This is a genomic window from Myxococcus sp. RHSTA-1-4 (assembly GCF_020037125.1).
Lineage (GTDB): Bacteria > Myxococcota > Myxococcia > Myxococcales > Myxococcaceae > Myxococcus.
Genome location: NZ_JAIQDG010000007.1, coordinates 32,149 through 58,053, shown reverse-complemented (window position 1 = coordinate 58,053; position 25,905 = coordinate 32,149). Strand labels below are relative to the sequence as shown.

General features: G+C 71.2%; 20 protein-coding genes. 9 read left to right on the top strand and 11 right to left on the bottom strand.

The window, feature by feature from the left end:
* Positions 1–51: 51 nt before the first annotated feature.
* From K8638_RS12385 to K8638_RS12375, 3 genes are all read right to left on the bottom strand, one after another.
* Positions 52–1,878 carry a serine/threonine-protein kinase gene (locus K8638_RS12385; RefSeq protein WP_223754695.1) on the bottom strand — a complete coding sequence of 609 codons (1,827 nt, stop codon included), beginning with the start codon at positions 1,876–1,878 and terminating at the stop codon, positions 52–54.
* Between the two features lie 87 nt (positions 1,879–1,965).
* A complete protein-coding gene (locus K8638_RS12380) occupies positions 1,966–3,816 on the bottom strand; it encodes a PQQ-binding-like beta-propeller repeat protein (protein ID WP_223754694.1) in 1,851 nt (616 codons plus the stop codon).
* A complete protein-coding gene (locus K8638_RS12375; RefSeq protein WP_223754693.1) occupies positions 3,813–4,664 on the bottom strand; it encodes a tetratricopeptide repeat protein in 852 nt (283 codons plus the stop codon). Before K8638_RS12375 ends, K8638_RS12380 begins: the two co-directional genes overlap by 4 nt.
* A 253-nt stretch (positions 4,665–4,917) precedes the next feature.
* Here K8638_RS12375 and K8638_RS12370 point away from each other — a divergent pair, with 253 nt between their 5' ends.
* The gene (locus K8638_RS12370; RefSeq protein ID WP_223754859.1) at positions 4,918–5,733 is read left to right on the top strand and encodes a spermidine synthase; all 816 of its coding nucleotides are present in this window, start codon (positions 4,918–4,920) and stop codon (positions 5,731–5,733) included.
* A 176-nt stretch (positions 5,734–5,909) separates the two neighbouring features.
* Positions 5,910–6,266 carry a YciI family protein gene (locus tag K8638_RS12365; RefSeq protein WP_223754692.1) on the top strand — a complete coding sequence of 119 codons (357 nt, stop codon included), beginning with the start codon at positions 5,910–5,912 and terminating at the stop codon, positions 6,264–6,266.
* Between the two features lie 75 nt (positions 6,267–6,341).
* Here the strand turns inward: K8638_RS12365 and K8638_RS12360 are convergent, their stop codons facing one another.
* Positions 6,342–7,238: a DMT family transporter gene (locus tag K8638_RS12360; protein ID WP_223754691.1), complete on the bottom strand. Its 897-nt coding sequence runs from the start codon at positions 7,236–7,238 to the stop codon at positions 6,342–6,344.
* Between the two features lie 108 nt (positions 7,239–7,346).
* Here K8638_RS12360 and K8638_RS12355 point away from each other — a divergent pair, with 108 nt between their 5' ends.
* A complete protein-coding gene (locus K8638_RS12355) occupies positions 7,347–8,228 on the top strand; it encodes a LysR substrate-binding domain-containing protein (protein WP_223754690.1) in 882 nt (293 codons plus the stop codon).
* Between the two features lie 189 nt (positions 8,229–8,417).
* Positions 8,418–9,458: a pirin family protein gene (locus tag K8638_RS12350; RefSeq protein WP_223754689.1), complete on the top strand. Its 1,041-nt coding sequence runs from the start codon at positions 8,418–8,420 to the stop codon at positions 9,456–9,458.
* Positions 9,459–9,479: 21 nt separating this feature from the next.
* Here K8638_RS12350 and K8638_RS12345 read toward each other — a convergent pair whose 3' ends face one another.
* Positions 9,480–10,688, bottom strand: a complete 1,209-nt coding sequence (locus K8638_RS12345; RefSeq protein ID WP_223754688.1) for a serine hydrolase — start codon at positions 10,686–10,688, stop codon at positions 9,480–9,482.
* Between the two features lie 136 nt (positions 10,689–10,824).
* Between K8638_RS12345 and K8638_RS12340 the strand changes: the two genes are divergently transcribed.
* On the top strand, positions 10,825–11,256 hold the full coding sequence (locus K8638_RS12340; RefSeq protein ID WP_223754687.1) for a YciI family protein: 432 nt from the start codon (positions 10,825–10,827) through the stop codon (positions 11,254–11,256).
* A gap of 57 nt (positions 11,257–11,313) precedes the next feature.
* Entirely contained in the window at positions 11,314–12,651 is a 1,338-nt protein-coding gene (locus K8638_RS12335) for an RNA polymerase sigma factor (protein ID WP_223754686.1), read from the top strand.
* Positions 12,652–12,664: 13 nt separating this feature from the next.
* Here K8638_RS12335 and K8638_RS12330 read toward each other — a convergent pair whose 3' ends face one another.
* From K8638_RS12330 to mutS, 4 genes are all read right to left on the bottom strand, one after another.
* The gene (locus K8638_RS12330; RefSeq protein ID WP_223754685.1) at positions 12,665–14,479 is read right to left on the bottom strand and encodes an N-acetylmuramoyl-L-alanine amidase; all 1,815 of its coding nucleotides are present in this window, start codon (positions 14,477–14,479) and stop codon (positions 12,665–12,667) included.
* An 86-nt stretch (positions 14,480–14,565) separates the two neighbouring features.
* Positions 14,566–15,330, bottom strand: a complete 765-nt coding sequence (locus tag K8638_RS12325) for a DUF3592 domain-containing protein (protein WP_223754684.1) — start codon at positions 15,328–15,330, stop codon at positions 14,566–14,568.
* A gap of 59 nt (positions 15,331–15,389) precedes the next feature.
* Positions 15,390–16,412, bottom strand: a complete 1,023-nt coding sequence (locus K8638_RS12320) for a DUF3616 domain-containing protein (RefSeq protein ID WP_223754683.1) — start codon at positions 16,410–16,412, stop codon at positions 15,390–15,392.
* 100 nt (positions 16,413–16,512) lie between these two features.
* Positions 16,513–19,281, bottom strand: a complete 2,769-nt coding sequence (gene mutS, locus K8638_RS12315; RefSeq protein WP_223754682.1) for a DNA mismatch repair protein MutS — start codon at positions 19,279–19,281, stop codon at positions 16,513–16,515.
* Positions 19,282–19,438: 157 nt separating this feature from the next.
* On the opposite strand from mutS, the gene nhaA reads away from it, so the two are divergent.
* Complete coding sequence (nhaA, locus tag K8638_RS12310; RefSeq protein ID WP_223754858.1) at positions 19,439–20,791, top strand: Na+/H+ antiporter NhaA; 1,353 nt, start codon at positions 19,439–19,441, stop codon at positions 20,789–20,791.
* A gap of 24 nt (positions 20,792–20,815) precedes the next feature.
* Positions 20,816–22,510 (top strand): AarF/ABC1/UbiB kinase family protein, encoded by a 1,695-nt coding sequence (locus K8638_RS12305; protein ID WP_223754681.1) that lies wholly within the window; start codon positions 20,816–20,818, stop codon positions 22,508–22,510.
* 42 nt (positions 22,511–22,552) lie between these two features.
* On the opposite strand, the gene K8638_RS12300 is transcribed toward K8638_RS12305, so the two are convergent.
* Positions 22,553–23,017: a DUF2267 domain-containing protein gene (locus K8638_RS12300; protein ID WP_223754680.1), complete on the bottom strand. Its 465-nt coding sequence runs from the start codon at positions 23,015–23,017 to the stop codon at positions 22,553–22,555.
* A 158-nt stretch (positions 23,018–23,175) separates the two neighbouring features.
* Positions 23,176–24,501, bottom strand: coding sequence for an amidohydrolase family protein (locus K8638_RS12295; RefSeq protein ID WP_223754679.1), 1,326 nt, complete (start codon positions 24,499–24,501; stop codon positions 23,176–23,178).
* A gap of 262 nt (positions 24,502–24,763) precedes the next feature.
* Here K8638_RS12295 and K8638_RS12290 point away from each other — a divergent pair, with 262 nt between their 5' ends.
* Entirely contained in the window at positions 24,764–25,867 is a 1,104-nt protein-coding gene (locus tag K8638_RS12290) for a nitrous oxide reductase family maturation protein NosD (protein ID WP_223754678.1), read from the top strand.
* The last annotated feature ends 38 nt before the right edge of the window (positions 25,868–25,905 follow it).

Genomic DNA, 25,905 nt, shown 5'->3' with positions numbered 1-25,905 from the left:
GCCATGCGCCCGCCAGGTCATCCGCCTGCCCGGCACCAGCGAGCCGCGCGGCTACGGGGACACGTCCCCTTCCGGATCCTCGAGGTTGATCTTGAAGAGGGCGGTGCGGCCCGCCTGGATCTCCACCGTCCTCGTCACTTCCCTCCCGAGCTTCAGATTGACGGCCTTCACGGTGTGGCGGCCCTCGGCCAGCCGGATGGGTGACAGGGGCGTCTGTCCGAGCGAGCGCCCATCCACGAACACGTCGGCATAGGGCCGGATGCGGAACTCCAGGGTGCCCCTGCCCACGGCGCGGGGCGCGGGCGGAGGCGACTCACGCGGCGCCTGCTGGGGCTCCCCTGCCGGGCGCTCCGGGGGCTCCAGAGGAAGCGCCGGGTGGACGCCGGGCGGGACGGCGGCGGGCTCGCTCTCTTCAGCCGTGGCCCTGGCGGGCTCGCGCTCCTCGGAAGCACTCCCACGGGTCGCCTCGCTCGCTGGGACCGGCGGCACCAGCGGGGCAGGCTTCTCACCGGCCCCGGCGGCTGGCATGGGGGCCGCGCGCTCACGAGCTCGCGACAAGGTGCCAATGCCCAGCGCGAGCAGCCCCCCCAACCCCACCGCCAGCAGGAAAATCCCGGGGGACGCCAGCCTCCGCGACGCGACTCCCAGCGACTTCGTCCAGCCTCCGTCGTCCGTCTCCGCCCTCCCCTGATGGTCAAAGGGGGCTGACGTGACGACCCGCTCGGTGGATTTCGTGGACGCGTCACTCCGGGTGACCTCCGCCGCCGGAAACGGCCTCGCGGGCGTCGTGGGTGCCGAGGCCTCCACGGGTGCCGGGCCCGCCCGCTCCCTGCGGGTGGCCTCCGTCCCCTGCAACGGCCCCTCGGGCGTCGTGGGGACCGAGTCCTCCACGGGCGTCCGGCCCGCCCGCTCCTGACGGGTGGCCTGCCCGGGCGATGGCGTCACGGGCTGCACCCCCTGCCCGTCCGGACCCTCCGCCGCGATTCGCGCCGCGAACCGGGCAATCTGGTACGCGCCCATCGGCTCGCCCGTGGACAGCACGAAGCGCTCCAGGTCGTGCTGGAACGCACGGCAGTCCGGGTAGCGCCGCTCGCGGTCCTTCTCCAGCGCCCGGTCCAGGATGTGCACGAGCGCCGCGGGCAGGTCCGGCCTCCGAAGCGACGCGGGGATGAACGGGTCGTTCAGGACGGCATTCACGATGCCCGCCTCGCTGCTGACGGCGTACGGCCGCTTTCCCGTGAGCAGCTCGTACAGCACCACCCCCAGCGCATAGATATCGGCCCGCCGGTCCAGCTTCTTCAGCTGCAGCTGCTCGGGTGGCATGTAGGCCAGCTTCCCCTTCACCACGCCCGCCTGGGTGCGGTGCTCCTGCCCCGCCACCTTGGCGATGCCGAAGTCCACCACCTTCACCGCGCCCTGCCGTGACACCAGGATGTTGGCCGGGCTCACGTCCCGGTGGACGAGCCTCATGGGCTCGCCGGTGATGGGGTCGCAGAACTCGTGCGCGTACGCCAGCCCCTCCGCCGCGGACGCCACCACCTTCGCGCAGAGGGCCGGTGGCAGCGGCCGCGTCGTCCCATGCTTCACGAAGCGGCGCAGGTTGGGCCCGTCGATGAGCTCCATGGCCAGGAAGTAGCTGCCCTCGGCCTCACCGAAGTCGAAGACCTGGACGATGTTCGGGTGGTCGAGCTGCGCGGCCAGCTTCGCCTCGCCGAGGAACATGGCCACGAAGTCCGGGTCCTCCGCCAGCGCCGGGAGGATGCGCTTGAGGACCAGCGTCTTCTCGAAGCCCATGGGCCCCGCGGCCTTCGCGAGGTAGACCTCGGCCATTCCCCCGGCGGCGAGCTTTCGCACGAGCTGGTACTTGCCGAGTTGCATTGCACCGAGACTTTCCCAGGACAGCGGGGAGGCGTCCATGATCCCGGTACGCCAGAACGGGTGCCGGGTTACATCCCCCGGCCCCCGTCACGGGCAGGCCAGGGGCGTGGCGGCGTTGCCCGTGTTGCGCGCGTCGTGCTGGAAGCGGGGCCACGGCGCGTTCGTGTCCAGTCCCCTGGAGTCCACGATGATGGCGTAGAGGACGCCATCGGCTCCTGGGACGTACAGCGTGCCGAGCTCCTCATCACGCGCCGAGCCGCTCCGGGCCCGTGCGCAGTCCAGGGCTGGAGAGGGCGAGGAGAAGACCGTGGAAGAGGACTGCCAGCCGGCGACCGGGGCCACCGAATCGCTCAACCGCCACAGGAGCTTCAGCGTGGAGGCCTCCCACGCGCTCACCTCCGCTCCGCGCGACTGAGGTCCGCTCGCGGTGTAGAGCACCCCGGCGGCACCGAGCACCGGTGCGTTCGGGATGACACCCGCCCCAGGCACGCTCCGGAGCCTCGCCATGTCCACCAGCCCCACCGCGGTCAACGCTCCGTCCTCCGCGTCATGGCCGAAGTAGAGGGTCTCTCCTCCATCGGCGGCCCCCAGCACGAGGTCGCGAATGGGGGGCTCCCCCCGTGCTGCCACATACTCCACGCCAGCATCAGGATTGCCCGCGTTCGTCAGGGTACGCATGACGGCACTCTGGCTATCGTCGAAATCGGCGCCCGCGGTGACCACATGGGTGGCATTCCGCGAGAGTGCGAGGCCCGACATCTCCCACGGCATGTTGGACGTGGCGGAAGGCACCTTCACCCAGCCATCCGCGATGAAGCGGAACCCCTGGATGCCAGGGTACCCGGTGGCGTACACGTCGAGGCCATGAGCCACCATGCCCCCGAACACGGGGGGGCTGTCGTCCGTGCTCGGTATCGGCTCCATGCACGGGTTCGTCCCCGTGTCATCGGGCCTGAAGGCCACCAACTGGGCCGCGTGCTCCGTGCCGACCTTCGGCAGTTCCACCTGGGTCACCACGGTCTCGACGTCCGCGGGGTCGGTGGACATGCGGGTGGTGGTGAGGACCAGGGGTGTGGCGTAGGAGTCCTCCGCCTGCCGGGAGCAACCGTAGATGGGGAGGGCACCCTCGCTGGAGAGGGCCACCAGTACCTTCGTGTGCGTGGAATGAACCGCGCTGGCGTCCACGCTCACGTAGACGCGCTCCCGGCCGTTGACGAAGGCCCCCACGGCCGGGCCGCTCGTCACCCGCCCCACCACCCGCGACCAGCGCACCACTCCCTCTGGCGCGAGCGCGAACACCCGCCCCTCCGCGCCGCCCGTTCCGAAGTAGACGGTGCCTCCAGCCCCAATCGCCGGGCTGGTCTGAATCACGCCCGCCTTCCCGGCGAAGGACCACTTCCAGCGTGTCACCGGAATGGAAGTGCTCGCCGTGAGGGTGTTCCCCTCCGAGTCACGAATGGATGCGGTGGCGGTGAACTCCCCACGGAAGGCCCTCAGCGGCGGGCTCCAGAGCCCGAATGTCACCTCCTTGCAGAAGGGACCCGCATCGCAATCTCCGACGCGGAGGTGAGAGGACTCCGGGCCCTCCACTCCCTTCAAGGCAACACTCAGCGGGCCCGCGTCCGGAAGCGCCTGGCTGGCGCGGACGCGCACCACCACCTCCTCGTCGCGGTGCCGGGCATCCGGCCGCAGGGGGTCCGTATAGCGGAAGTCCGCCCCCCCGTCGGGCGTTGAGGGCCCAGGCAACAACTCCATCGTCAGCGTGGCCGTCCCGGGGAGGGGTTCACCGTTCCTCCTGCACATTCCCGCGACGCAAGTGTAGCCCTCGATGCACCTGCTCTGCGCATCACAGTCGCGGTCTTCGGGATTCCACTCAGGCACGGTGCACGCGAACAGCACGCCCACCGCCACGACGGCGCAACCCATCAGCCGCTTCATCGGGACGCTCCAACCTGGGACACCGAGCTCTCATCACGGGGGGACAGCAGCCAGGCCACCACCGCCCCCGTGGCGGCGAGCCCGGCCGTGGCGAACAGCACGTTCGCGACGCGCGCGCTTCCCCTGGCGTCCTCCAGCCGGTTCCAGGAGTCGATCTGGACCTTTTCATCCCTCGCGGCATTGGCGTCACTCCGGGAGGACAGCCCGAAGTACGTGCCCACGCCCGCCGCCACCACTCCCGCGCCGAGCAGCGCCACCGGAACCACGGGGAGCCGCGAGCGCGGCGCCGCCTCCACCGTGGGCATGAAGGGCTCGGGCTCCCTGTGCGTGGACTCGGGCACCACCACCGGCGCCGGTGTCCGCTCGGGCCGGTCCGTCCCTCCGGCCACGGCGCTCGGCGGCGGCGCCGCCGGTACGACCGCTGGCGCCGGCTTGCCGCCGGTCCGCGGCGACGTCCTCGAGCGGCGGGCCAGCTCCCTGCGCACGCGGGCGCGCACGGACTCGAACTCACGCACCACCTTGGGCGCGGCGCTCAGCGGCAGCTTCGCCTCCGGGTCCAATGACAGCGCCGTGTGGAAGGCCGCGCGGGCCGCGTCGCGCCTCCCCATGTCCGCGTAGACGAGCCCCTCGTGCAGCGCCACGGCGACGTCCTGCTCCACGCCCGAGGCGAGCCGCTTCGCCCGGCCCAGCTGCTCCAGCGCGCGCTCGTACTCCAGGTTCTCATAGAGGTTCACGGCCGCGGAGAGATAGCGGTCGAAGTCACCGGCGGCGGCACCACCACGCCCGGCCACCAGCAGGAGTCCCACGAGCATCAGTCGGGGGGCCGCTCGGAAGAGGAAAAGACGCATGCGCCGCATCCTAATGGAGTCCGCGCAACCCTCCGGAAAGTCACCCTCACTTGCGATGCACTGGAAGAGTTCCACCAGATTGATCAGAGACGCTCCACCCGCGAGCCCCCATTCCTCGTATGCTCCCGGCGTGACGTGGATGCGCCCGTGGCGCCCGGGGGAGAGCACCGCTCCCTGGAGGCCCACCCTCACCTGCTGGCATCGACTGAACCGGGGGGGCCGTCCGCCGGAAGGCAGGACCCGCCGTGCCGTGATGGCCCAGGCCCGCGTCGCTCGTGCGTTCGAGCACCCTCGCAAGGTGTTGCACGTGGCGAAGTCGTCGGCGGGCCTCCTCATCGTCAGCGAGGACGAAGAGGGCCGGCGCTATCTCCAGTTCGGCTGGCTGGGCGCGTCGCAGAGCGTGGTGTGGCCGGGGTTCCCGCTGCGCCTGGAGTCGGACTACACGCGGGCGATGGTGGCGGCACTGGCCTTCGTGGCGGAGCCCCGCCGCATCCTGGTGGTGGGCGTGGGAGGTGGCGCCATTCCCATGTTCCTCCGCACCGTGCTCCCCGAAGCCCACATCGACGCGGTGGACCTCCATCCGGAGGTGCTGGACGTGGCCCGGCGCTACTTCGGCTTCCGCGAGGACGCGGCGCTCCACGCACACGTCGCGGACGCGCGGCGGTTCATCGCGACGCCCGGGCCGCCCTATGACGCCATCCTCCTGGACGCCTACGGGCCCCGGGGCATCCCCCCGGCGCTGGCGACGCGGGAGTTCCTCCAGGCCACCCGCGCGCGCCTCGCACCGGGCGGCGTGGTGATCGGCAACGTGCTGAGGTTTCCGGGCAAGTGGAACTCCTCCATGGCCCGCACGTGGCAGGAGAGCTTCGCCCAGCTCCATGCCTTCACCGTGGAGGAGTCGGCCAATCAGATCCTGGTCGGACTCCCGGACGCGAAGAAGCGCTCCCGGGCGGAGCTGAACGCACGCGCCGAGCAGCTCACCCGCGAGTGGGGCGTGGCCTTCAGCCTGCGCTCGCGGGTGGCCCGCCGGTATCAGGGAAGCGCCCCGCCCGGGAGGGGCGCTCGTTGAGCGCACTCCGGGCCTCGGGCGTCCGCTGGCGTCCGGCGCCGGCCGCGACGAACCCCGAGAGCGCCGAGCGGGCGGTGCGGGGAGCTGTGGCCTTACCCACACGGTTCCCCGCCGGAGAAACGACACCACGGGGCAGGAGCAGCTGGGCTAGGCTGCGCGCGGAAGGAGAACGACCCATGCCGTACATGCTGTTGATCATGGAGCCGCGCGGTCAGCGGCGGACCCGGACTCGTGAGGAAGGGGAGCACGTCTACGCGCGGATGGTGCGCTTCGGCGAGGACCTCAAGGCCCGAGGCCTCCTCATGGCCAGCGATTCGCTCCAGGCCGACTCCAACGGAGTCCGCGTCGAGGTCCGCAACGGCAAGCGCAGCATCAGCGATGGCCCGTTCACCGAAGCCAAGGAGATGATTGGCGGCTTCTTCCTCCTCGACTGCCGGACCCGGGAAGAGGCGGTCGCGATTGCCCAGGAGTGCCCCGCGGCCGAGTGGGCCACCATCGAAGTGCGCGGGGTCGGCCCCTGCTTCGACAACTGAGTTCCCCGGCCGCCGGAGGGTCCTGGCCGGCCTCCCGGGTGGCCAGGGCCTCCAGGCCCCACCGGGCGGCCCCGCCTACCCCGCCTGCTTCTGGCTCAGCGCCACGCTGCCCAGGATGAGCACACCGGCGATGAGCATGGTCAGGGTCATCGGCTCCCCCAGCAGCAGCCAGGCCCACGCCACGGCGAACAACGGCACGATGTAGGTGACGGTGACGGCCTGCGCCGCGCCGATGCGCTGGATGAGCCGGTAGAACACGACGTACGCGAGGCCCGTGCACAGCACCCCGAGCGCCCCGGCCGACAGCCACGACACCGCCGGAATCGGCTGTGCCGGCCAGGTGGCCACCGCGAAAGGCAGCATCAGCACCGCCGCGCAGGACAGCGTGGCCGCGGCGACCGCGCCCGCCGGCAATCCGGTGAGCTGACGCCGCACCATGTTCGCACCGATGCCGTACAGGAACGCGGCCGTCGTGCCCGCCGCCGCGGCCTCACCGATGCTCGCGCCCGCGGCCTTGCCGCTGGCGAGAATCACCACGCCCACGAAGCCCGCGAACACCGCCACCGCGCGCCGGCGGCCGATGCGCTCTCCGTAGAACAGGAACGCCACCAGCGCGGTGAACAGCGCGGCCATGCTGTTGGTGATGGCGCCGATTCCCGCCGGTGCCCGCTGCGCGGCCCACGCGAACAGCGCGAACGGCACCGCCGAGTTGATGGCGCCAATCAGCGCCAGCTTCGGCCACAGCGTCGGAGTCAGGGCCGCCCTCGCCCGCCACAGGAACGGCATCAGCACGAGCGCGCCCAGCGCCAGCCGGATCTCCACCAGCGGCAGCGCGCCGAAGTCCCGGGCGGCGACGCGCATGAACATGAAGGACGCGCCCCAGATGGCGCCCAGCAGCCCCAGCTCGAGCGGCGTGAGCCATGCGCCCGAAAGCGAGGAAGAAGGAGTACGGGCCAGCGGCGGAGCATTCATGGCGATGACACCAACCTTGCTTTTGTCCGCGCCGTATATTCATTCCGGGCATTTTCCTCACAAGCGCATCCTATTGCGGTCAGCCACAAGTATGATTTGAGGCTCCGCATGACCTCGCGCTCGGACTGGCTCCCCGCCCTGGCGGCGTTCGAATCCGCCGCCCGCCACCAGAACTTCGCCCACGCGGCGGAGGAGCTGCACCTGACGGCCAGCGCGGTCAGCCACCATGTGCGCAGGCTGGAGTCGCTGCTCGGCGTGGCGCTCTTCCAGCGGCACGCGCGCGGCGTGTCGTTGACCATCGAGGGCCGCCAGCTGGCCGACACCGCCAGCAGCGCGATGTCCGCCCTGGACGACGTCCTGCGCGGACTGAGCGCCGCGCGCGACGAGCACGACCTCGTGCGCATCACCACCCTGCACTCGCTGACCTACACCTGGCTGCTGCCACGCCTGCCGCGGTTCGCCGCCGCGCATCCGCACATCCGCCTCCACGTCGACACGGAGGTGGCGCTCACCCGGTTCGATGACGGCGGCCCCGACCTCGGCATCCGCCACGGCGAGGGCCACTGGCCGGGCCTGACGGCGCTCCACCTGATGGATGACGCCCTGTTCCCGGTGGCCGCTCCGGCGCTGCCCGGCCTCCAGGACGTCCACGAAGCGGCCGACATCGCGAGGCTGCCGCTGGTGTCGGACCTCTCGCGCCAGGGCTGGCAGGACTGGTTCCGCGCCGCGGGCGTGCGAGGCGCCCGGCTCGACGAGCGGTACAGCTTCAGCGACACCACCGACGCGCTGAAGGCCGCGGTGCACGGCCTGGGCGCGGCGCTCGCGCGCGAGCAGATCACCACGCCCTACCTCGCCGACGGGCGCCTCGTGCGGCTGCCCGGGCCCACCATGCCCGCGCGCTTCGGCTACTACGTGGTGTACCCGGCACACCGGCGGCTGCGGCCCGCGGCGCGCGCCTTCGTCGACTGGCTGCTGAAGGAGCCCGGGTAGCGAGCCCGGCTGCCAGCACCGGCGTTGCGAAGAGGACACCCCGGGGATTAATGAACCCGGCCAGTTTCGAACGCGAGGTGGGCCTTGGACGAAGTGAGCCGGAGAGCGGCGCTGAAGTTGATCGCGGCGGCGGGAGTCTCGACGGCCACGGGCTGCTCGCGTGGTTCCGGACGGACGGAGGAGCAAGGAATGGGTCAGCAGGAGAGCAGGCAGCCGAGCGCGGTCATCAACGTCGCCCCACTCCAGGGGATGCCCTGGCGGACGCCGGATCCGTTCCTTTTCTGTGTCCACCACGATGACCGGTACCCGGCGGGCAACGAGCGCCTGGGCCCGGCCGCCTCGCTGGCGGGCCGCAACCTCGGCCAGGACTTCGACGGCCGGGACGGCTGGAACATGTACCACGGCACCGTCGTCCCCGGCTTCCCCCAGCACCCGCACCGGGGCTTCGAGACGGTGACCATCGTCCGCAACGGGCTGCTCGACCACTCGGACTCGCTGGGCGCGGCGGCCCGCTTCGGCGGCGGTGACGTGCAGTGGATCACCGCGGGAGCCGGGCTCCGGCACTCGGAGATGTTCCCGCTGCTCCAGCGCGACAAGCCCAATCATGTCGAGCTGTTCCAGATCTGGCTCAACCTGCCCCGGGTGGACAAGCTCGCGGCGCCGCACTTCTCCATGCTCTGGAACCACGTCATTCCCCGGCACGTCGCGAAGGACGAGGCGGGGCGCACCACCGAGGTCACCGTCGTCGCCGGCAGGCTGGGCGGCGTGACGGCGCCACCGCCGCCGCCGAAGTCGTGGGCCTCGCGCGAGGACGCGGACGTGGCCATCTGGACGCTCAAGCTGGCGCCCGGCGCGCGCTGGACGCTGCCGGCGGCGGCGCGCGGCAGCAACCGCATGTTGTACTTCTTCCAGGGCTCCGGGCTGCGCGTGGGCGGCCGCGCCATTCCGCCGTCCCACTCCATCGAGCTTCGCGCCGACGTGGCGGCGGAGCTGGAGAACGGGGCCGACGCGGCCGAGCTGCTCATGCTGCAAGGCAAGCCCATTGGCGAGCCCGTCGTGCAGTACGGCCCGTTCGTGATGAACTCGCGGCAGGAAATCCAGCAGGCCTTCGCCGACTACCAGCGCACGGGCTTCGGCGGCTGGCCGTGGCAGAGCGACGACCCCGTCCACCCGCGTGACGAGGGGCGCTTCGCCCGTCACGCGGACGGCCGCATCGAACGGCCGGCCTGAGCCGGCCCGTCCCGGGACAGCTCAGTCGTCGATGGCCTGATAGACGAGGTTCCCGAAGTCGACGATGGCCCCCGACGTCCCCGGATACACCAGGCGCTGCGTCATCAGGATTCCGACCAGCGCCTCCCGGGGGTCCGAGAACCACATCGTCCCGAAGCCGCCGGCCCAGCCGAAGCGCCCGGGAACCATCGACACGTCGTCACGGCGCGTCACCATCGACACGCCAAAACCCCAGCCACTGTCGTCCCAGAAGCCGGGGGCGAAGCTGGAGACCGCCTTCTGCGCGGGCGTGACGTGGTCGGTCGTCATCAGCTCGACCGTGGGCCGCGACAGGATGCGCTCGCGCCCGAGCCTCCCTCCGTTCAGCAACATCTGGCCGAAGGCCAGGTAGTCGTCCACGGTCGACACCAGCCCGCTGGACCCGCTCGGGAACGCGGGCGGGCGGCTCCACTGGCCGTCCGCCGCACCGTCCTGGAGCTCGAGCGCCGAGGTCTCCGGATTGAACCGGTAGCAGCTCGCCAGCCGCTCCAGCTTCGACTCCGGCACGCTGAAGGCGGTGTCCTTCATTCCCAGCGGCTCGAAGATGCGCTCGCGGAGGAACGTCTCCAGCGGCTGGCCCGAGGCGCGGGCAATCAGCACGCCCAGCACCTGGGCCCCCGTGTCGTACATCCATTTCTCGCCGGGCTGGTGCATCAGCGGCAGCGTGGCGAACCGGCGCAGCCACTCGTTCGGTGCATGCGGGGTCGCCGGCATCGGCGGACCGATGCCGAGCTGCAGCGCGTTCATGGCCTGCTGAATCGGGTACGAGCTCGACGGCTCCATGATGATGCCGAAGCCCATCCGGAACGTGAGCAGGTCCCTCACCGTGATGGGCCGCTTCGCGGGCACGGTGTCGTCGAGCGGCCCGTCGAGCCGCTTCAGGACCTCGCGGTCCGCCAACTCGGGCAGCAGCCGGTCCACCGGCTCATCCAGCCGCAGCCGGCACTCCTCCACGAGAATCATCGCCGCCACGGCCGTGATGGGCTTGGTCATGGAGGTGATTCGGAAGAGCGTGTCGCGCCGCATGGGGCCGCCCCCGCCGGCCGCCTTCGTGCCGATGGCATCGACATGCACCTCGCCCCGCCGGCTGACAAGCGTGACGAGCCCGGGCAGCTCACCGCGCTCGACATGACCGGCCATGACGTCGTGCATGCGGCCCAGCCGCGCCCTGGACAAAGCTTCAGCACTCATCATCCGTTCACCTGCCCCACTCCAGGAATCACGGCCGCCTGGCCGCGTCCGGAAAATCGTTCGTAATTCATGTCGATCCGCCGGGGCCTGTTTCGACGTGGGAGTAGAAACCCGAAGCTCGAAAGGAGACACGACCATGCGTTTCATGATCCTGATCAAAGCCACCAGGGACTCCGAGGCGGGTGTCATGCCGGGAGAGAAGCTCCTGACGGAGATGATGAAGTTCAACGAGGAGCTGGTGAAGGCCGGCATCCTGCTCGCGGGAGAGGGGCTCCACCCCAGCACGAAGGGCGCGCGCGTCCGGTTCTCGGGCAACAAGCGCACCGTCATCGACGGCCCCTTCGCCGAGACGAAGGAGCTCATCGCCGGCTTCTGGCTGTGGCAGGTGAAGTCGAAGGAAGAGGCCATCGAGTGGGTCAAGCGCGTGCCCAACCCCGAGGGCACGGAGTCGGAGATCGAGATCCGCCAGGTCTTCTCCCCGGAGGACTTCGCGGCGAGCGACCCGTCGGGCGAGGTCCGGAAGAAGGAGGAGGAGCTGCGCGCCATCTCCGAGTCGCGTCGCAATTAGACATGACACCCGCCTCGTGCCTTGCACCGGCGGGGGGAGATGCCCTAGTCGGAGGCCATGACGGCTTCCGACACGCATCGCGCAATCCACGCGGTTTGGAGAATCGAGTCGGCCCGGCTCATCGCCGGCCTCGCGCGGATGGTGCGCGACGTCGGCCTGGCCGAGGAGCTCGCACAGGACGCGCTCGTCATCGCGCTCGAGAAGTGGCCGCGGACGGGCGTACCGGACAACCCCGGCGCGTGGCTCATGGCCACCGCGAAGCACCGCGCCATCGACCAGATGCGCCGGGGCAAGCAGCTCGAGCGAAAGCACGAGGAGCTCGGCCACGAGATGGAGGCCCGGCAGGACGCGGCCACGCCGGATCTGGACGCCATGATCGACGAAGACGTCGGCGACGACCTCCTTCGCCTCATCTTCACGGCATGCCACCCCGTGCTGTCGACCGAAGCGCGCGTCGCGCTCACGCTCCGCCTGCTCGGAGGCCTGACGACCGAGGAGATTGCCCGCGCGTACCTCGTCCCGGAACCCACCGTCGCGCAGCGCATCGTCCGCGCCAAGCGGACCCTGGCCGAGGCGAAGGTCCCCTACGAGGTCCCCCGCGGGCCCGAGCTGGCCGAGCGCCTGTCCTCGGTGCTCCAGGTCATCTACCTCATCTTCAACGAGGGTTACTCGGCCACCGCCGGTGGCGACTGGATGCGGCCCGAGCTGTGCCAGGACGCGCTCCGGCTGGGCCGCATCCTGGCCGAGCTCGTTCCCCAGGAGCCGGAGGTCCACGGGCTCGTCGCCCTCATGGAAATCCAGGCGTCGCGCGCACGGGCGCGGGTGGGCCCATCGGGCGAGCCCATCCTGCTGCTCGACCAGAACCGCGGGCTCTGGGACCAGCTCCTCATCCGCCGCGGGCTCACGGCGCTGGAGCGCGCCGGGAAGCCAGGCGCGGCACCGGGCCCGTACGTGCTGCAAGGCGCCATCGCCGCCTGCCATGCGCGAGCGCGGACGCCGGAGGAGACGGACTGGCAGCGCATCGCGGAGCTCTACGGCGTGCTGGCCCGCGTCTCCCCTTCCCCCGTCGTGGAGCTGAATCGCGCGGTCGCGGTCTCCATGGCGTCAGGGCCCGAGAAGGGGCTCGAGATTGTCGATTCGCTGACGTCGGAGCCCTCGCTCGCGGGCTACCACCTGCTGCCGAGCGTGCGCGGCGACTTCCTCTTCAAGCTGGGCCGCCTCGGCGAGGCGCGCGCGGAGTTCGAGCGCGCGGCCTCACTCACCCGCAACGTCCGCGAGCGGGACCTGCTGCTCGGGCGCGCCGCGGCGTGTGGCGGTGACGCGGCGCTGGCCCCGGCTCCGGCGGCGAAGGCCCCGGCTTCCCCGGGGCGCAAGGCCAGGCCCCGGCGCAGCTGAGGGCCGTGGACGCTCAGTCCACCTTCGCCACGCGGCGGCGGTCGCCGATGAACTCCTCGACGCCGTGGGCAATCGCCTTCGCCAGCTCGGACTGGTACTCGCCCGAGGCCAGGCGCTCCTCCTCCTCCGGGTTGGAGAGGAACGACGTCTCCACCAGGATGGCCGGCATCTTCACGCCCAGCAGCACGTAGAACAGCGCCTCCTTGTGCCCCAGGTCCTTGATGCCCGAGTACCTGCGGGACAGGCCCGACACCAGGGAGCGCTGCACCTGGTTGGCCAGCCGCGACGACTCCTCGGTGTTCGCCTTCGTCGCCAGGTCCGCCAGGATGAACTGCAGGTCGCTGATGCCCTTCTCCGACGACGCGTTCTCCCGCGCCGCCAGCCGGATGGAGTAGCGGTCCGCCGACGTGTTCAGCGTGTACGTCTCGATGCCCCGCAGCTTCCGGCTCGCCGCCGCGTTGCAGTGGACGGAGATGAACAGGTCTCCGTGCTCGGCGTTGGCGAACTTCGCCCGGTCCTCCAGCCGGATGAACCGGTCATCGTCGCGCGTCAGCACCACCTCCAGCCCCTTCTCCCGCAGTTCCTCCGCCAGCTTCTTCGCGACGGTCAGGGCCACGTCCTTCTCCCGCGTGCCGCCCTTGCCGATGGCACCCGTGTCGTGCCCGCCATGCCCCGGGTCGATGATGACGCGACGCACCTTCAGCCCGAGCTGCTCGGCCAGCGTCAGCTCCGCGCTGCGAGTCTGCTTCGCCACCGCCTTCAGCCGCGCCTGCGCCACCCGGTCGTCCACCGGACGGGTGATGGGCCTCGGCGGCTCGGGAGCGGCGACGGTGATGTCGAACGGCGCCTCGGAGGCCTTCGTCTGCCCCTTCGCCGGGGGCTCGGGCTTCACGTCCCGCGCCGCGACGGCCTCGGGCTTCGACTCGGCCGCGGCCGGCTTCGGCTCCCGGACGGCCTCCACGTCAACGGAGGGCTTCTTCTGCACGGAGGCCACGGCCGCGGGCGGCTCCTCCGCGTTGGACTTCGCGTCCCGGGCCGCAGCCTCTTCATCCGAGGTCCGCTTCGACGTGGAGGGCTTCGCCTCCTTCGCCGCCAGGGCGGCCGCCACCGCCTCGTCCAGTCCCTTCCCTTCCTCACCCGCGCCGGCCTCGGCTCTCGCGGGCGCGTTCGGGTCCAGCCGGGGAATCATCGGCGACGGCTCGCGCGCGAGCTTCTCGATGGCACCGACCAGCGAGGAGCCGGGACGCCCGGCCTGGGCCACGGCGGTGGGCCGGGACTCGGCGGCGGGCTTCACGGGCGCGGGCTTCTGCACCGGCGCTGCCTTCGGAGCAGGCAGCGTGGCCAGCAGCTCCTTCATGTTCCGCGCCTGGTCCCCCTTGCTGCTCTTGGCGAGCGCCTCCGTCAGGGTGCGGCGCGCCGCGTCCGGCTGATCCAACCGGTTCACCTGGATGCGCGCGAGCGCCAGCGCGGCGTCATCCGCCAGCCGGTGCTTCGGGTGCGCGGCCAGCAGCTTGTTGTAGTGGGTGATGGCCGCCTTCAGGTCCTCCTCCACGAAGGACACGCGGCTCAGCTCCTGGAGCAGATCCGCCGCGGTGAAGAGGGCATCCGGGGCGCGCTCGGACTTCGGGTGCTGGCTCGCCACCGCCTCGAACTTGCGCACCACGTTCAGCCAGTGGTGGCGCAGCTTGCGCCGGGCCGCGTCGTCCTTCAGCGCGTAGTACGCGCGCCGCGCGCCCTGGTAGGCCTCCTCGGCCTCGTTCCGCTTCGCCGCTCCCACCGCGCCCGGGACGAGCAGCAGCAGCAGGGGCAGCACGAGAGCGAGGCGCATGGGTTCCTCCGGCGGACTGGGAGCTACAGGCGTGTGTCACACGGCCCCACGTCACCGGCAAATTTTCGGCCCCCACGGCCTTCCCGTCAGCGCACCCAGCCCAGCGTCTTCGCCAGGTCCTGGTCGATGACGCGCGCCCACCCGGGCTGCCGGGGCACCACCGCCGCCAGCACCTTCTCCCCGTTGCGCACCGGCGCCCTTCCGGGCCGCACGCGCGCGCGCACCTCGTGCTTCACGTCCTGCCGGAAGTAGTGCGCGGGGAACACGATTTCACGCCGCGTCTCCGGCAGCGGCCCCTCCGGCGTGAGCCACACCAGCGCGCCCGTCCGCAGCGGCTCCACCTCCGCCCGCCACAGCCGCCGCACCTCCCGCGCGAAGAGGCCCAACGCCGCGAGCACGCCCAGTCCCAGCCCCCACGGAAGCCACCCCACGCGCGAGGCCCGCGCCCGCGCGAAGCCCGCCTCGCGGGGGCGGTCCGGCCTGTGGGGGTCCACCAGCAGCTGCACCCGCGCGCCGCGCCCCAGCCCCTCCGCGTACTCCGCGAAGGTCGTCACGCCGGACACCGAGTGCTCCACGGACTGGAAGGTGTAGAGCACCTCCAGCGCCCCTTCCGCCCCGTCGCGGGCGTCCGGAGGTGGCAGCCGCGAGGCCACCAACAGGCCCTCCACCTCCTCCGCCCGCGCGACGAAGGCCTGTTCCTCCACGAAGAAGCGCCCGGCCCAGGCGGCTCCCGCGCCCAGGAGCGCGATGGCGGCGAGGCCCAGCACCACGCCTCGCACGAGGCGCCCCACCGCGCCGGGCACCTGTGTCAGTCGCACCTTCCTGGGGGCATGGGGGATGGCGAGCTGCATGCGGCCGCCAGCGTACCCCACCTGCGCGCGGCGCGCGGGTGGGCCCAGGCAGGCCCCGCTCAGGTCTGCTCCGGCGGAAGCCGGACCCACACGCCCCGGAAGCGCTTGCGCGCCGGGTCCTTCAGCCGCTTGCACTCGACGCCGTCGAGGGGGACGGCGCCATCGTCGCTCAGGAGCAGGATTTCGTCCGCCTGCTCCGGCGTGAAGAAGGCCTCGGGGTTGAGCCCGGTGAGGTCCACCTCGCTGACGGCGACGGGCGCATCGTCCCCTCCGCGCCACGTGTACAGGCGCGACGTCGCCTCGCTCGCGGTGCCCCCGCTGATGATGAGGTAGCGCCCGCGCCACCACGACAGCGAGCGGATGCCCAGGCCGCCCAGGTCCAGCAGCCTCGGCTCGCCCAGCCGCGCCCGCTCTCCGTCCCGCACCATCTCTTTCGGGTTCAGGATGGGCACCACCAGCGCCTTCCCCTCGGGCACGGGGCTGCGGAAGCCGATGATGAGGGAGCTCCCATCCGGCATCGCCGTCATGCCCTCGATGTTCAGCCCGCCGGGGGACTTCGGCGGCAGCGCCTCGGCCTGGGCCAGGGAGAACCGGGCGAGCCGCGGGTCCGTCAGGAGGTCATCCAGCAGTTGCGTATAGGCCCGGCCCACCAGCTTCGGGCCGCTCTCCGTCTCCTGCGTGGCGAAGAAGCGCAGGCGGCTCGGCTGCTTCTTGCCGGAGCTGTTGCGGCCATGCGACGTGAGCCAGAAGGACAGCGACTCCAGCCCGGTGGCCGCCTCGATGTCCGTCTCCGGTACCTTCTTCTTGATGGGCAACTCCAGGTCCGGTGAGAGGTCCACGCTCTGCACCGGCACCCCGCCCCGCCGGGCGTCATAGACGCGGAGGACGTTGTCCTCGTCGTCACCCACCACGAACTTCTCGCCCCCCAGGGCCACCGCCCCGGAGGCGTCACACATCCCCTCGAAGACGATGGGCGCACGAACTTGCGCGGTGCTCGCCGGAACGGCCGCGGGTCGCTCGGGCACGCCACGGGCGGCGCAGCCCACGGTCAGGACTCCCACACAGATGAATGCCAGCCTCATGGACTCGCATTCATTTGCACGAACAGCCCCTTCGGGGAGTGACTCGAAACGGACTGTAATCTGACCGACAGGCGGGGCCCACAGGCCCCCACCCGCCTGCCTATTCCAGCTCCCGCTGCAACCGGGCCAGCAGGTTCAGCGCATCCAGCGGCGTCATCCTGTCGATGGTGACGGCCTTCAGCATGTCCATCACCTTCTGCTGCGCGGGCGACGGCGCCGGAGAGGAGGAGGCCTGGAGCGCGGGCGCCGGCTCCGCCACGAACAGCCCCAGCTGCCCGTTGGAGGTGCCCCGTCGCGCCGGCTGCCGCACCGCCACCCGGGGCCGGCCCGCGTCGTCCAGCTCGCCCGACTCCAGGTTCTGCAGGAGCTCCCGCGCCCGCGTCACCACCTCGGGCGGAAGGCCCGCCAGCTTCGCCACCTCGATGCCGTACGAGCGGCTCGCCCCGCCCGGCACCAGCTTGCGCAGGAAGATGACCTTGCCGCCCTGCTCCTTCACGGCGATGCACAGGTTCTTCACCTTCGGCCGCTCGCGCGCCAGGTCCACCAGCTCGTGGTAGTGCGTGGCGAACAACGCGCGCGCCCCCACCTTGTCATGCAGGTGCTCCGCCACCGCCCAGGCGATGGAGAGCCCGTCGAAGGTGGACGTGCCGCGGCCAATCTCGTCCAGGATGATGAGGCTTTTGCGCGTGGCGTGGTGGAGGATGTGGCTCGTCTCCGTCATCTCCACCATGAAGGTGGACTGCCCGCGCGCCAGGTTGTCCGCCGCGCCCACGCGCGTGAAGATGCGGTCGCACAGGCCGATGCGCGCCGCCTTCGCCGGGACGAACGAGCCCGCCTGCGCCATCAGCGCCGTCAGCGCCACCTGACGCATCACCGTGCTCTTTCCGGCCATGTTGGGGCCGGTAATCACCAGGAGCTGCGCGTCCTCCGGGTCCATCCGCACGTCGTTGGGGACGAAGGACTCCCCCGCCCCCAGCATGCGCTCCACCACCGGGTGCCGCCCGGCGGTGATGTGGAGCACCTCCGACGCGTCCACCTCCGGCCGCGTGTAGCCGTACTCCGCCGCGCAGCGAGCGAAGGACAGCAGCGCGTCACACGCCGCCACCGCCTCCGCCGCCGAGCGGATGCGCGGCGCCTCCGCCACCACCTTCGCCCGCAGCTCCTCGAAGAGCTGCAGCTCCAGCACGCACCGCCGCTCCTCCGCGGTGAGCACCTGCTCCTCGTACTCCTTCAGCTCCGGCGTGACGAAGCGCTCCGCCCCCACCGTGGTCTGCTTGCGGATGTAGTCCGAGGGCACCAGGTGCAGGTTCGCCTTCGTCACCTCCAGGTAGTACCCGAAGACCTTGTTGTAGCGGACCTTCAGCGAGGAGATGCCCGTGCGCTCCTTCTCCCGCGCCTCAATCTGGAGCAGCACGTCCTTGCCGGACGTGGACAGCGCCACCAGCCGGTCCAGCTCCTCGTGGAAGCCGGGGCGGATCATCCCGCCTTCCTTCAGCGTCACCGGCGGCTCGTCCGCCACCGCCCGGGACAGCAGCTCCGCCAGCTCCGGCAGTGCGCCCAGGGGCCCCGCCAGCGACTGGAGCAGCGCGGACTGGCACCGCGCCAGCGCCGCCCCCACCCGGGGAAGCTGCGCCAGCGACACGCCCAGCGCGCGCAAGTCTCGGGCGTTGCCCGCCCCCAGCGAGAGCCGGCCGCACAGCCGCTCCAGGTCGCCCACCTCCTTGAGGAGGGTGGCCAGCTCCTCGCGCCACACGCTGCGCCCGGACAGCTCCTCCACCGCGTCCAGCCGCGCGTGGATTTCCGGCAGCGCCCCCAGCGGCGACGAAAGCCAGCGCGCCAGCTTGCGCGCGCCCAGGCTCGTCACCGTCCGGTCCAGCACGCCCAGCAGCGAGCCCTTGCGCCCGCCGTCCCGCTGGGAGCGCAACACCTCCAGGTTGGCCCGGGAGGACTCGTCCATCAGCAGATGGCTGGCGCGCTCCTGGCGGCTGAGCCGGTCCACGTGCGCCGCGGCCGTCTTCTGCGTGTCCTTGAGGTAGCGCAGCGCCGCGCCCGCCGCCCCCGTGGCCAGGGGCGCGTCATCCAGCCCGAAGGCGGACAGCGACTGCACCGAGAAGTGGCCGCGCAGGTAGCCCGCCGCCCGCGTGGGCTCGAAGGCCGCGGCCTCTCCCTCCGCCACCGCCGGCGTGCGGGACAGCCGGCCGCAGAGCTGCGCGACCTCCGCCGAGCCCCGCTGCCCCTGCGGCACCAGCAGCTCCCGGGGCTCCACGCGAGACAGCGCCTCCGCCAGCTCCGCCAGGGTGGCCGCTTCCAGGGCGAGGAACTCACCGGTGGACGCCTCCAGCAGCGCCGCTCCCCAGCCCCGCTCGCCCCAGCACACGGCGGCCAGGAAGTTGCTGGCCTGCGGCTCCAGCACCTCCTCGTCCAGCACCATGCCGGGCGTAATCACCCGCGTCACCTCGCGCCGGACGATGCCCGGCCCGCTGCCGGGCTCCTCCACCTGCTCGCAGATGGCCACCTTCAGGCCTTCTCCGATGAGGCGGGCGATGTAGCGGCGCGCCGAGTGGTACGGCACCCCGCACATGGGCACCTTGTCCGCGCCCTTGGCCCTCGCGGTGAGGGTGATCTGGAGGATCTCCGAGGCCTTGACGGCGTCCTCGAAGAACATCTCGTAGAAGTCCCCCAGCCGGAAGAAGAGCACCGAGTCCGGGTGGAGGGCCTTCAGCTCCAGGTACTGCCGCATCATCGGTGTGAGGGAGGCGATCTCCCGCGCGCCCGCTCCCTCGCTCGCCCCCGGACCGACGTCCTGAGTCACGTCCCCGGAGAGGTCCACCGCTGCCTTCGTTGCCTTCGCCTGCTGCGTCACGGCCATCCCTGCCCTTCTCTCATGACCCGACCTGCGGATCAACGAACCCGCCACCCTACCTGCCGCGTTCCCTTATCACCCACCCCCGACACTTCCACTGCCCCGCTGGCCGAAATCGGATGCACCCGCCTGGCGGGGCGTGCATCTTGCCGCCGTCATGGAGATGCCCCCGACGAACACCTCCGCCCCCCGCGCCCAGCCCCGCCCGCCCGTCCCCACCCTCTTCCGCGTGGCCCTGATTCCCCTCCAGGCCTTCTTCCGGCTGGAGGCCAGCAGCGGCATCCTCCTGGCGCTGTCCGCGGTAATGGCCATGGTGTGGGCCAACTCCCCCTGGGCCTCCGTCTACAACCACCTGTTCGACGCCCGCCTGGAGGTGGGGGTGGCGGCCTTCCGGGGGACCTTCACCTTCCGGGAGTTCGTCAACGACGGGTTGATGACGCTCTTCTTCTTCGTGGTGGGCATGGAGATCAAGCGGGAGCTGCGCGCGGGCGAGCTGCGCTCCTTCTCCAACGCCGTGCTGCCGCTCATCGCCGCGGTGGGCGGCATGGTGGTGCCCGCGCTCCTCTACACCGCCTTCAACGCCGGCACTCCCTCCATGGCCGGCTGGGCCATCCCCATGGCGACGGACATCGCGTTCGCCATCGGCTGTCTCACCCTGGTGAAGGGCCGGGTGGGCCACGGCCTGGTGGTGTTCCTCACTGCGCTGGCCATCTTCGACGACATCGGCGGCATCCTCGTCATCGCCCTCTTCTACGGCTCGGGCCTGCACGTGGACTGGCTGCTGGGAAGCGCGGCGCTGCTGGTCGTACTCCTGGGCCTGGGCCGCTTCTACGTGCGCAACGGCATCCTGTACGCGGTGGCCGGCGCGGCGCTCTGGTACGCCATGCACCACGCCGGCGTCCACGCCACGCTGTCCGGCGTGGTGCTGGGGCTGTGCATCCCCGCGCTCCCCATCCGCAGCGGCCGGGAGGTGCTGGACGAGTTGCACCAGTATGTCGGCAACTGCGTCCTGCAGAAGGCGGACGAAGAGGTGAGCGGCGCGCAGATCCTCTACATCGAGGAGCGGCTGGAGGACCTGGAGTCGCCGCTCAACCGCTTCGTGCACCTGTGGCACCCGTACGTGGCGTACGGCATCGTCCCGCTGTTCGCCCTGGCCAACTCCGGCATCTCCCTGGAGGGCATGGGGCTGGGAGACCTGCTGAAGCCCGTGCCCCTGGGAATCATCGCGGGCCTGTTCGTGGGCAAGCAGGTCGGCATCTTCCTCTTCACCTGGGTGTCGGTGAAGGCCCGGGTGTCCGGCATGCCGGGCGGCGCGGGACCGGGGCAGCTCCACGGCGTGTCGGTGGTGGCGGGCATCGGCTTCACGGTGGCGCTCTTCGTGGCGGGGCTGGCCTTCCTCCGGGAGCCGGAGTTGCTGAGGGAGGCCAAGCTGGGCATCCTGGTGGGCTCGCTCCTGTCCGCCGTGGTGGGATACGTCCTGTTGCGCTTCGTGGCGAAGCCCATCGTCCGGGCGTAACGTAGGGGACAAAGGGGCGGCGCCGTGATTCTCCAGGACCTCAACCGCGTTCGGCAGATCTCCGTCATCGCGGCGCGGCACGGCTTTGGCGAGCTGGCCGAGCGTGCCGGGCTGTGGCGCATCCTCGGCCGCAAGGAGAAGGTGGAGGTCTCCCCGGAAGCCCAGCGCGCCTCCACCGCCCGGCGCTTCCGCATGCTGCTGAGCGACCTGGGGCCCACCTTCATCAAGCTGGGCCAGGTGCTCTCCACCCGCGCGGACCTCCTGCCCGCCGAGTACATCGACGAGCTGTCCCTCCTCCAGGACCATGTCGTCCCCATTCCCCTGGAGCAGGTGCACGCGCAGATCCGCGACTCGCTGGGCAAGGAGGTGCAGGAGCTGTTCGCCCAGATCGACCCGGTGCCGCTGGCCGCCGCCTCCATCGCCCAGGTGCACCGCGCGATTACGCTGCAAGGCGACGAGGTGGTGGTGAAGGTGCAGCGGCCGGGCATCGCCGCGAGCATCGACTCGGACCTGGGCGTGCTGCGCAGCCTGGCGCGCCTGCTGGAGGCCGTGGTGGAGGAGACGGGCGTCTACACGCCCTCCGGCATCGTGGACGAGTTCGACCGGGCCATCCACGAGGAGCTGGACTTCATCAACGAGGCCAACAACATCCGCGCCTTCCTGGAGAACCACCGCGAGAGGCCCTACCTCAAGATTCCGCGCGTCTACTCCGAGCTGTCCGCCCGCACGGTGCTGACGCTGGAGTTCATCCGCGGGGTGAAGATCAACCAGGCCGAGCTCCCGGAGGAGGACCGGAAGGTCATCGCGCAGCACATCCTGGAGGCGTCCTTCCGCCAGCTCTTCGAAGACGGGCTCTTCCACGGCGACCCGCACCCGGGAAACATCCTCCTCCTGGAGGGCAACCGGCTGGCGCTGCTGGACTTCGGCGTGGTGGGGCGGCTGTCGCGGCCCATGCAGGAGACGCTGGTCATGCTGTGCCTGGCGGTGGCGCTCAAGGACAGCGACTCGGTGGCGCGCATCCTCTACCGGGTGGGCGTGCCGGACGCGCGCGCCAACCTGGTGGGCTTCCGCAACGACATCGAGGGCATCCTCGGCCAACACCTCGCCACCACGCTGGGGCAGGTGGACACGCGCTCGCTGCTGCGCGACTTGCTGGACCTGGCGGTGAAGTACCGCATCCGCATCCCCAAGGAGTACGCGCTGCTCAGCCGCGCGTCCGTCTCCACGGAGGGCATGCTGCGCAGCCTCTACCCGGAGATGAACATCATCGAGGTGGCGCTGCCGTACGCGAAGGAGCTGCTCGCGGGGCGGTATGACCCGTCCCAGCTCCAGGGCGGGCTGATGCGGACGCTCCTGCGCTTCCAGTCCATGGCGGCGGACCTGCCCACGCAGCTGTCGCAGATCCTCCTGGACATGGAGTCCGGCAAGTTCACCGTCACGGTGCGCGCGGACCAGTTCGAGAAGCTCAACGAGAACCTGCGCAGCGCGGCGGTGATTGCCTTCCTCGGCCTGTGCGCGTGCGGCTTCATCGTGGGGGCGTTCATCGCCTTCGCGCCCAAGCCGTGGATGTACGGCGGCGTGCCGGTGCTGGGCGTGGTGGGCATCGCCCTGGCCGCGGCCCTCTTCGGCGCCGTCTTCACCTGGTACCTCTTCGGTGGGCGGGGACTGGGCAAGGTGCGGCTGAGCCGCTTCCTGAAGAAGCAGCAGAAGCGCAAGTAGGGCGGGCGCGCGTCCGGGGCAGGCCCGCCCTCCTCCGCCGCGCTACACCGGCCGGCGGAACAGGTCCGCGAGGTCCGCGGGAAGCTGCGAGGCCACGGCCGCCACCTCGTCCTCGGGGATGCGATCCCGGATGGCGGTGAAGACAGCGGTCACCACGCGGAAGGACTGGTCCACGGGGATGCGCAGGTGGTCCGCCACGTCGCCGAGGAACTCGTCGCGGCCCATCCGCTTCGCGTGGGACGGGCCCCGGTGGATGGAGCAGGCGCCGAGCATGCGGCCGATGCCGCCCGGCAGCGCGCGCATCAGCTTCACGTCCTCGCCGTCGGACAGCCGCCGCGCCAGGGTGCAGAGCACGGCCTCGGCCGTCTTGCGCGCATCGAGCTCGTTCACCCGCAGGTCCTGACTGTTCTGCAGCTCGTCCAGGAAGGGCTGGAGGTCCGCGCTCTCGTCCCGTTCCTTCACCGGCTCCGCGGAGACGTCACGAGGGGGTTCGGTGTGCTGCGCCATGGGGGTTGCCTCCTTGCTCGCGGTGAGGGACGTGCCGTGCTGGCCCGACGCCAGTCACGGTGGCCATGACCCACGCGCCCATCAGCGGGAGGGCGACGGTTCCTCCCGCCGCGGCCCCGGAGCCGGGAGCCCGCCGGGCCGCTCGCCCCGGGCCTCCCTCACTTCGGAGCCGGAGCTACCGGAGCCCTGCTGGCCACCGGAGTCAGCTCGTCGCGGATGACCACTCCGCCCTTCATGACGAACCGGATGCGCTGGAGCTCGGTGAGGTCGGCCAGCGGGTCTCCGGAGACGGCCACCAGGTCGCCATAGCGCCCCGGCTCCAGCGTGCCGACGTGCTGCTGGAGGCCGAGCAGCTCGGCGGCCCGCGAGGTGGCCGAGCGGAGGGCTTCGATGGGCGGCAGCCCGGCGCGGTGGAGGGCCACGGGCTCCATGGCGTTGCGCCCCTGCTGCCAGGCCGTGCTCGCGTCGAAGCCGCTGGCAATCCTCACGCCGAGCTGGTGGGCGAGCGCCACCATCTTCCGGGCCCCGGCCAGCCGCGCGTCGAAGCGGCGGCGCGTGGCCGCGTCGGGGGCGCGCTCCGCCAGGGCCTCGAGGATGCCCACGGTGGGCACCAGGAAGGCGCCCTTCTGCCGGATGAGCTCCAGCGCGGCGCGGTCCGCGTCGTGGCCATGTTCGATGGAGTCCGCGCCCGCCGCGAGCGCGTTGCGGATGCCCTCGCCGGACATCGCGTGGACGGCGGCCTTGCGGCGGGCCTTGTGGGCCTCGTCGATGATGACGCGCAGCTCCTCCACGGTGAGCGTGGGCGTGGCCCAGTCCGCGTAGATCTTCAAGAGGTCCGCGCCCTGCCCCAGTTGCTCGCGCGCGGCGCGGCGGGCCTCCTCCACGCCGCTGACGAACTGCGCCCCGGTGGGCAGGTCCTTCACGTCGGGAGAGGTGCCGAACGGGTGGTAGGCCCCCACGGCCGCGATGCCCCTCGTCGCCACCTGCATGCGGGGCCCCTCCACGAGCCCCTGGCGGATGGCGTCGCGCAGGGCCACGTCCGCGAAGCCGCTGCCCTCGTTCTCCACGTCGCGCACGGTGGTGAAGCCGGCGCGCAGGGTGGCCCGCGCATTGGCCGCGCCCTCCAGCGCACGGGTGGCCTGGGACTTCTTGAGCAGGGCCAGCTCATAACCGTCCGGCGTCTCTTCCTGGCGCGCCATCAGGTGCGTGTGGCAGTCGATGAGGCCCGGCAGCACCGTGGCCGCGCCCAGGTCCACCACCTCCGTTCCCTCCGGCACCGGCAGGCCGGGGCCCACCTTCACGATGCGCTCACCCTCGATGAGGATGACCGGCTCGCTCACGTACTTCCCGGTCTTCACGTCGAGCATCCGCGCGGCACGCACGGCCACCCGGCGGGGCACCTCGGAGGGAGTGCCGGGCTGGGCCGCGGCGGAGGCTCCGATGACGAGGGAGAGAAGGGACAACGCACGGGCAAGCCGCTTCACGAGGCCTCCGATGGGCGAGGAAACGCGGCGGAGCGTAGCGCGCGCCGGGGCGCCGGCCACGACGATGTTGTCCCTGGCAACGGCAACGCGTGTCCTCCGGGCGCGCGGGCGGGCCCGTCACCACGCCCCCTCAAATCTCTGAGGTTCCCTTCCGCACACCGTCAGATCTTCGAGGAGCCCATCCGCTCCGGTTCGTGCGTACACTGCTTCGCGAGCAGGGGCCGGTTGTCTCGTCTCGCAATGACTACCTGAAGGGGGAAGCATGTCCTGGAAGCATCCTGGCTCACTCGCGCTGCTCACGTTGTGCCTCGCCGCGTGCGAAGGGGCGCCCGACACTGGCGCGTCCGAACAGACGGCCTCCATGCAGGAGGCTCCCGCCACAATCCAACCGCCGGGGCCGGCCTCGCCCGGTGACACATCGCAACCGGCTCCCGGTACCGACGCGGTGCCCGGCCCTGGAAGCGGAGCCTCCGGCGAGGACTCGGGCCCGGCGGGCCTGCCGCCCCCCTCCGAGCCCCGGGAGCCCCGCATCCTCATCGTGCCGAAGCACTACCCCACCATCCAGGCCGCGGTGGACGCCGCGGAGGCCGGGGACACGGTGCACGTCGCCCCGGGCATCTACACCGAGCACGTGCGGCTGAAGAGCGGCATCCGCCTGTCGAGCCTCGGCGCGCCCTACACCGTCCTGGACGGCCAGGGCGCCTCCCAGAACCTCATCGACTTCACCGGCGCCACGGACGTGGTGATTACCGGCTTCACGTTCCGGAACGTGGGCTCCGACACGCACTGCACCATGACCGGTGACCTGCTGCGCTGGTGCGGGAGTGCCTGGTACGCCGCCGCCATCTCCGCGGACGGGCATGACCCCTCGTCGGCCCGCGTGGAGGGCAACATCTTCGAGCACAACGGCATTGGCGTGCTCCTCTACTTCCATGCGCGCGCCGAGCTGCGGGGCAACCTCTTCTTCCAGAACGACTCCGCGCTCACCTTCCCCTATTTCCAGGACACGGCCACCGTCGAGGGCAACATCTTCTGGGGGAACCGCGAGCTCGCCATCGGCGTGCTGGCGGGCGCCATCGATATCCGGCGCAACGTCATCGCCGGCTCGTCCGTGGGTCTGGTGCATGCGTATGTCCAGACGGGCGACATCCGCTGCAACGTCTTCTTCCAGAACGAGGAACACGCGGCGGAGACGTTCTACGGCCCGCCTCGCGTGGTCATGGGTGAGAACGGCAACGTGGTGATGGATCCGCTGTTCAAGGACCCGGACGCCCGCGACTTCCGCCTCCAGCCCGACTCCCCGCTGAAGCACCTGGAGTGCCTGCGCGACGTGTCCCTCGACGGCCCAGGCCCCGTGGAGCCCTGACACGCCGTGTCCCGCGGGTCCGGGGCGCGTCCCCGGAA

Bases quoted from the DNA above. Each gene is read 5' to 3' on its own strand.
- K8638_RS12330 (WP_223754685.1), bottom strand. From the start codon at position 14,479: ATGCGCCTCGCTCTCGTGCTGCCCCTGCTGCTGCTGCTCGTCCCGGGC.
- K8638_RS12325 (WP_223754684.1), bottom strand. From the start codon at position 15,330: ATGCAGCTCGCCATCCCCCATGCCCCCAGGAAGGTGCGACTGACACAG.
- K8638_RS12385 (WP_223754695.1), bottom strand. From the start codon at position 1,878: ATGCAACTCGGCAAGTACCAGCTCGTGCGAAAGCTCGCCGCCGGGGGA.
- K8638_RS12355 (WP_223754690.1), top strand. From the start codon at position 7,347: ATGACCTCGCGCTCGGACTGGCTCCCCGCCCTGGCGGCGTTCGAATCC.
- K8638_RS12320 (WP_223754683.1), bottom strand. From the start codon at position 16,412: ATGAGGCTGGCATTCATCTGTGTGGGAGTCCTGACCGTGGGCTGCGCC.
- K8638_RS12360 (WP_223754691.1), bottom strand. From the start codon at position 7,238: ATGAATGCTCCGCCGCTGGCCCGTACTCCTTCTTCCTCGCTTTCGGGC.
- K8638_RS12345 (WP_223754688.1), bottom strand. From the start codon at position 10,688: ATGAGTGCTGAAGCTTTGTCCAGGGCGCGGCTGGGCCGCATGCACGAC.
- K8638_RS12290 (WP_223754678.1), top strand. From the start codon at position 24,764: ATGTCCTGGAAGCATCCTGGCTCACTCGCGCTGCTCACGTTGTGCCTC.
- K8638_RS12375 (WP_223754693.1), bottom strand. From the start codon at position 4,664: ATGCGTCTTTTCCTCTTCCGAGCGGCCCCCCGACTGATGCTCGTGGGA.
- K8638_RS12370 (WP_223754859.1), top strand. From the start codon at position 4,918: ATGGCCCAGGCCCGCGTCGCTCGTGCGTTCGAGCACCCTCGCAAGGTG.
- mutS (WP_223754682.1), bottom strand. From the start codon at position 19,281: ATGGCCGTGACGCAGCAGGCGAAGGCAACGAAGGCAGCGGTGGACCTC.
- nhaA (WP_223754858.1), top strand. From the start codon at position 19,439: ATGCCCCCGACGAACACCTCCGCCCCCCGCGCCCAGCCCCGCCCGCCC.
- K8638_RS12350 (WP_223754689.1), top strand. From the start codon at position 8,418: ATGGGTCAGCAGGAGAGCAGGCAGCCGAGCGCGGTCATCAACGTCGCC.
- K8638_RS12380 (WP_223754694.1), bottom strand. From the start codon at position 3,816: ATGAAGCGGCTGATGGGTTGCGCCGTCGTGGCGGTGGGCGTGCTGTTC.
- K8638_RS12365 (WP_223754692.1), top strand. From the start codon at position 5,910: ATGCCGTACATGCTGTTGATCATGGAGCCGCGCGGTCAGCGGCGGACC.
- K8638_RS12300 (WP_223754680.1), bottom strand. From the start codon at position 23,017: ATGGCGCAGCACACCGAACCCCCTCGTGACGTCTCCGCGGAGCCGGTG.
- K8638_RS12335 (WP_223754686.1), top strand. From the start codon at position 11,314: ATGACGGCTTCCGACACGCATCGCGCAATCCACGCGGTTTGGAGAATC.
- K8638_RS12340 (WP_223754687.1), top strand. From the start codon at position 10,825: ATGCGTTTCATGATCCTGATCAAAGCCACCAGGGACTCCGAGGCGGGT.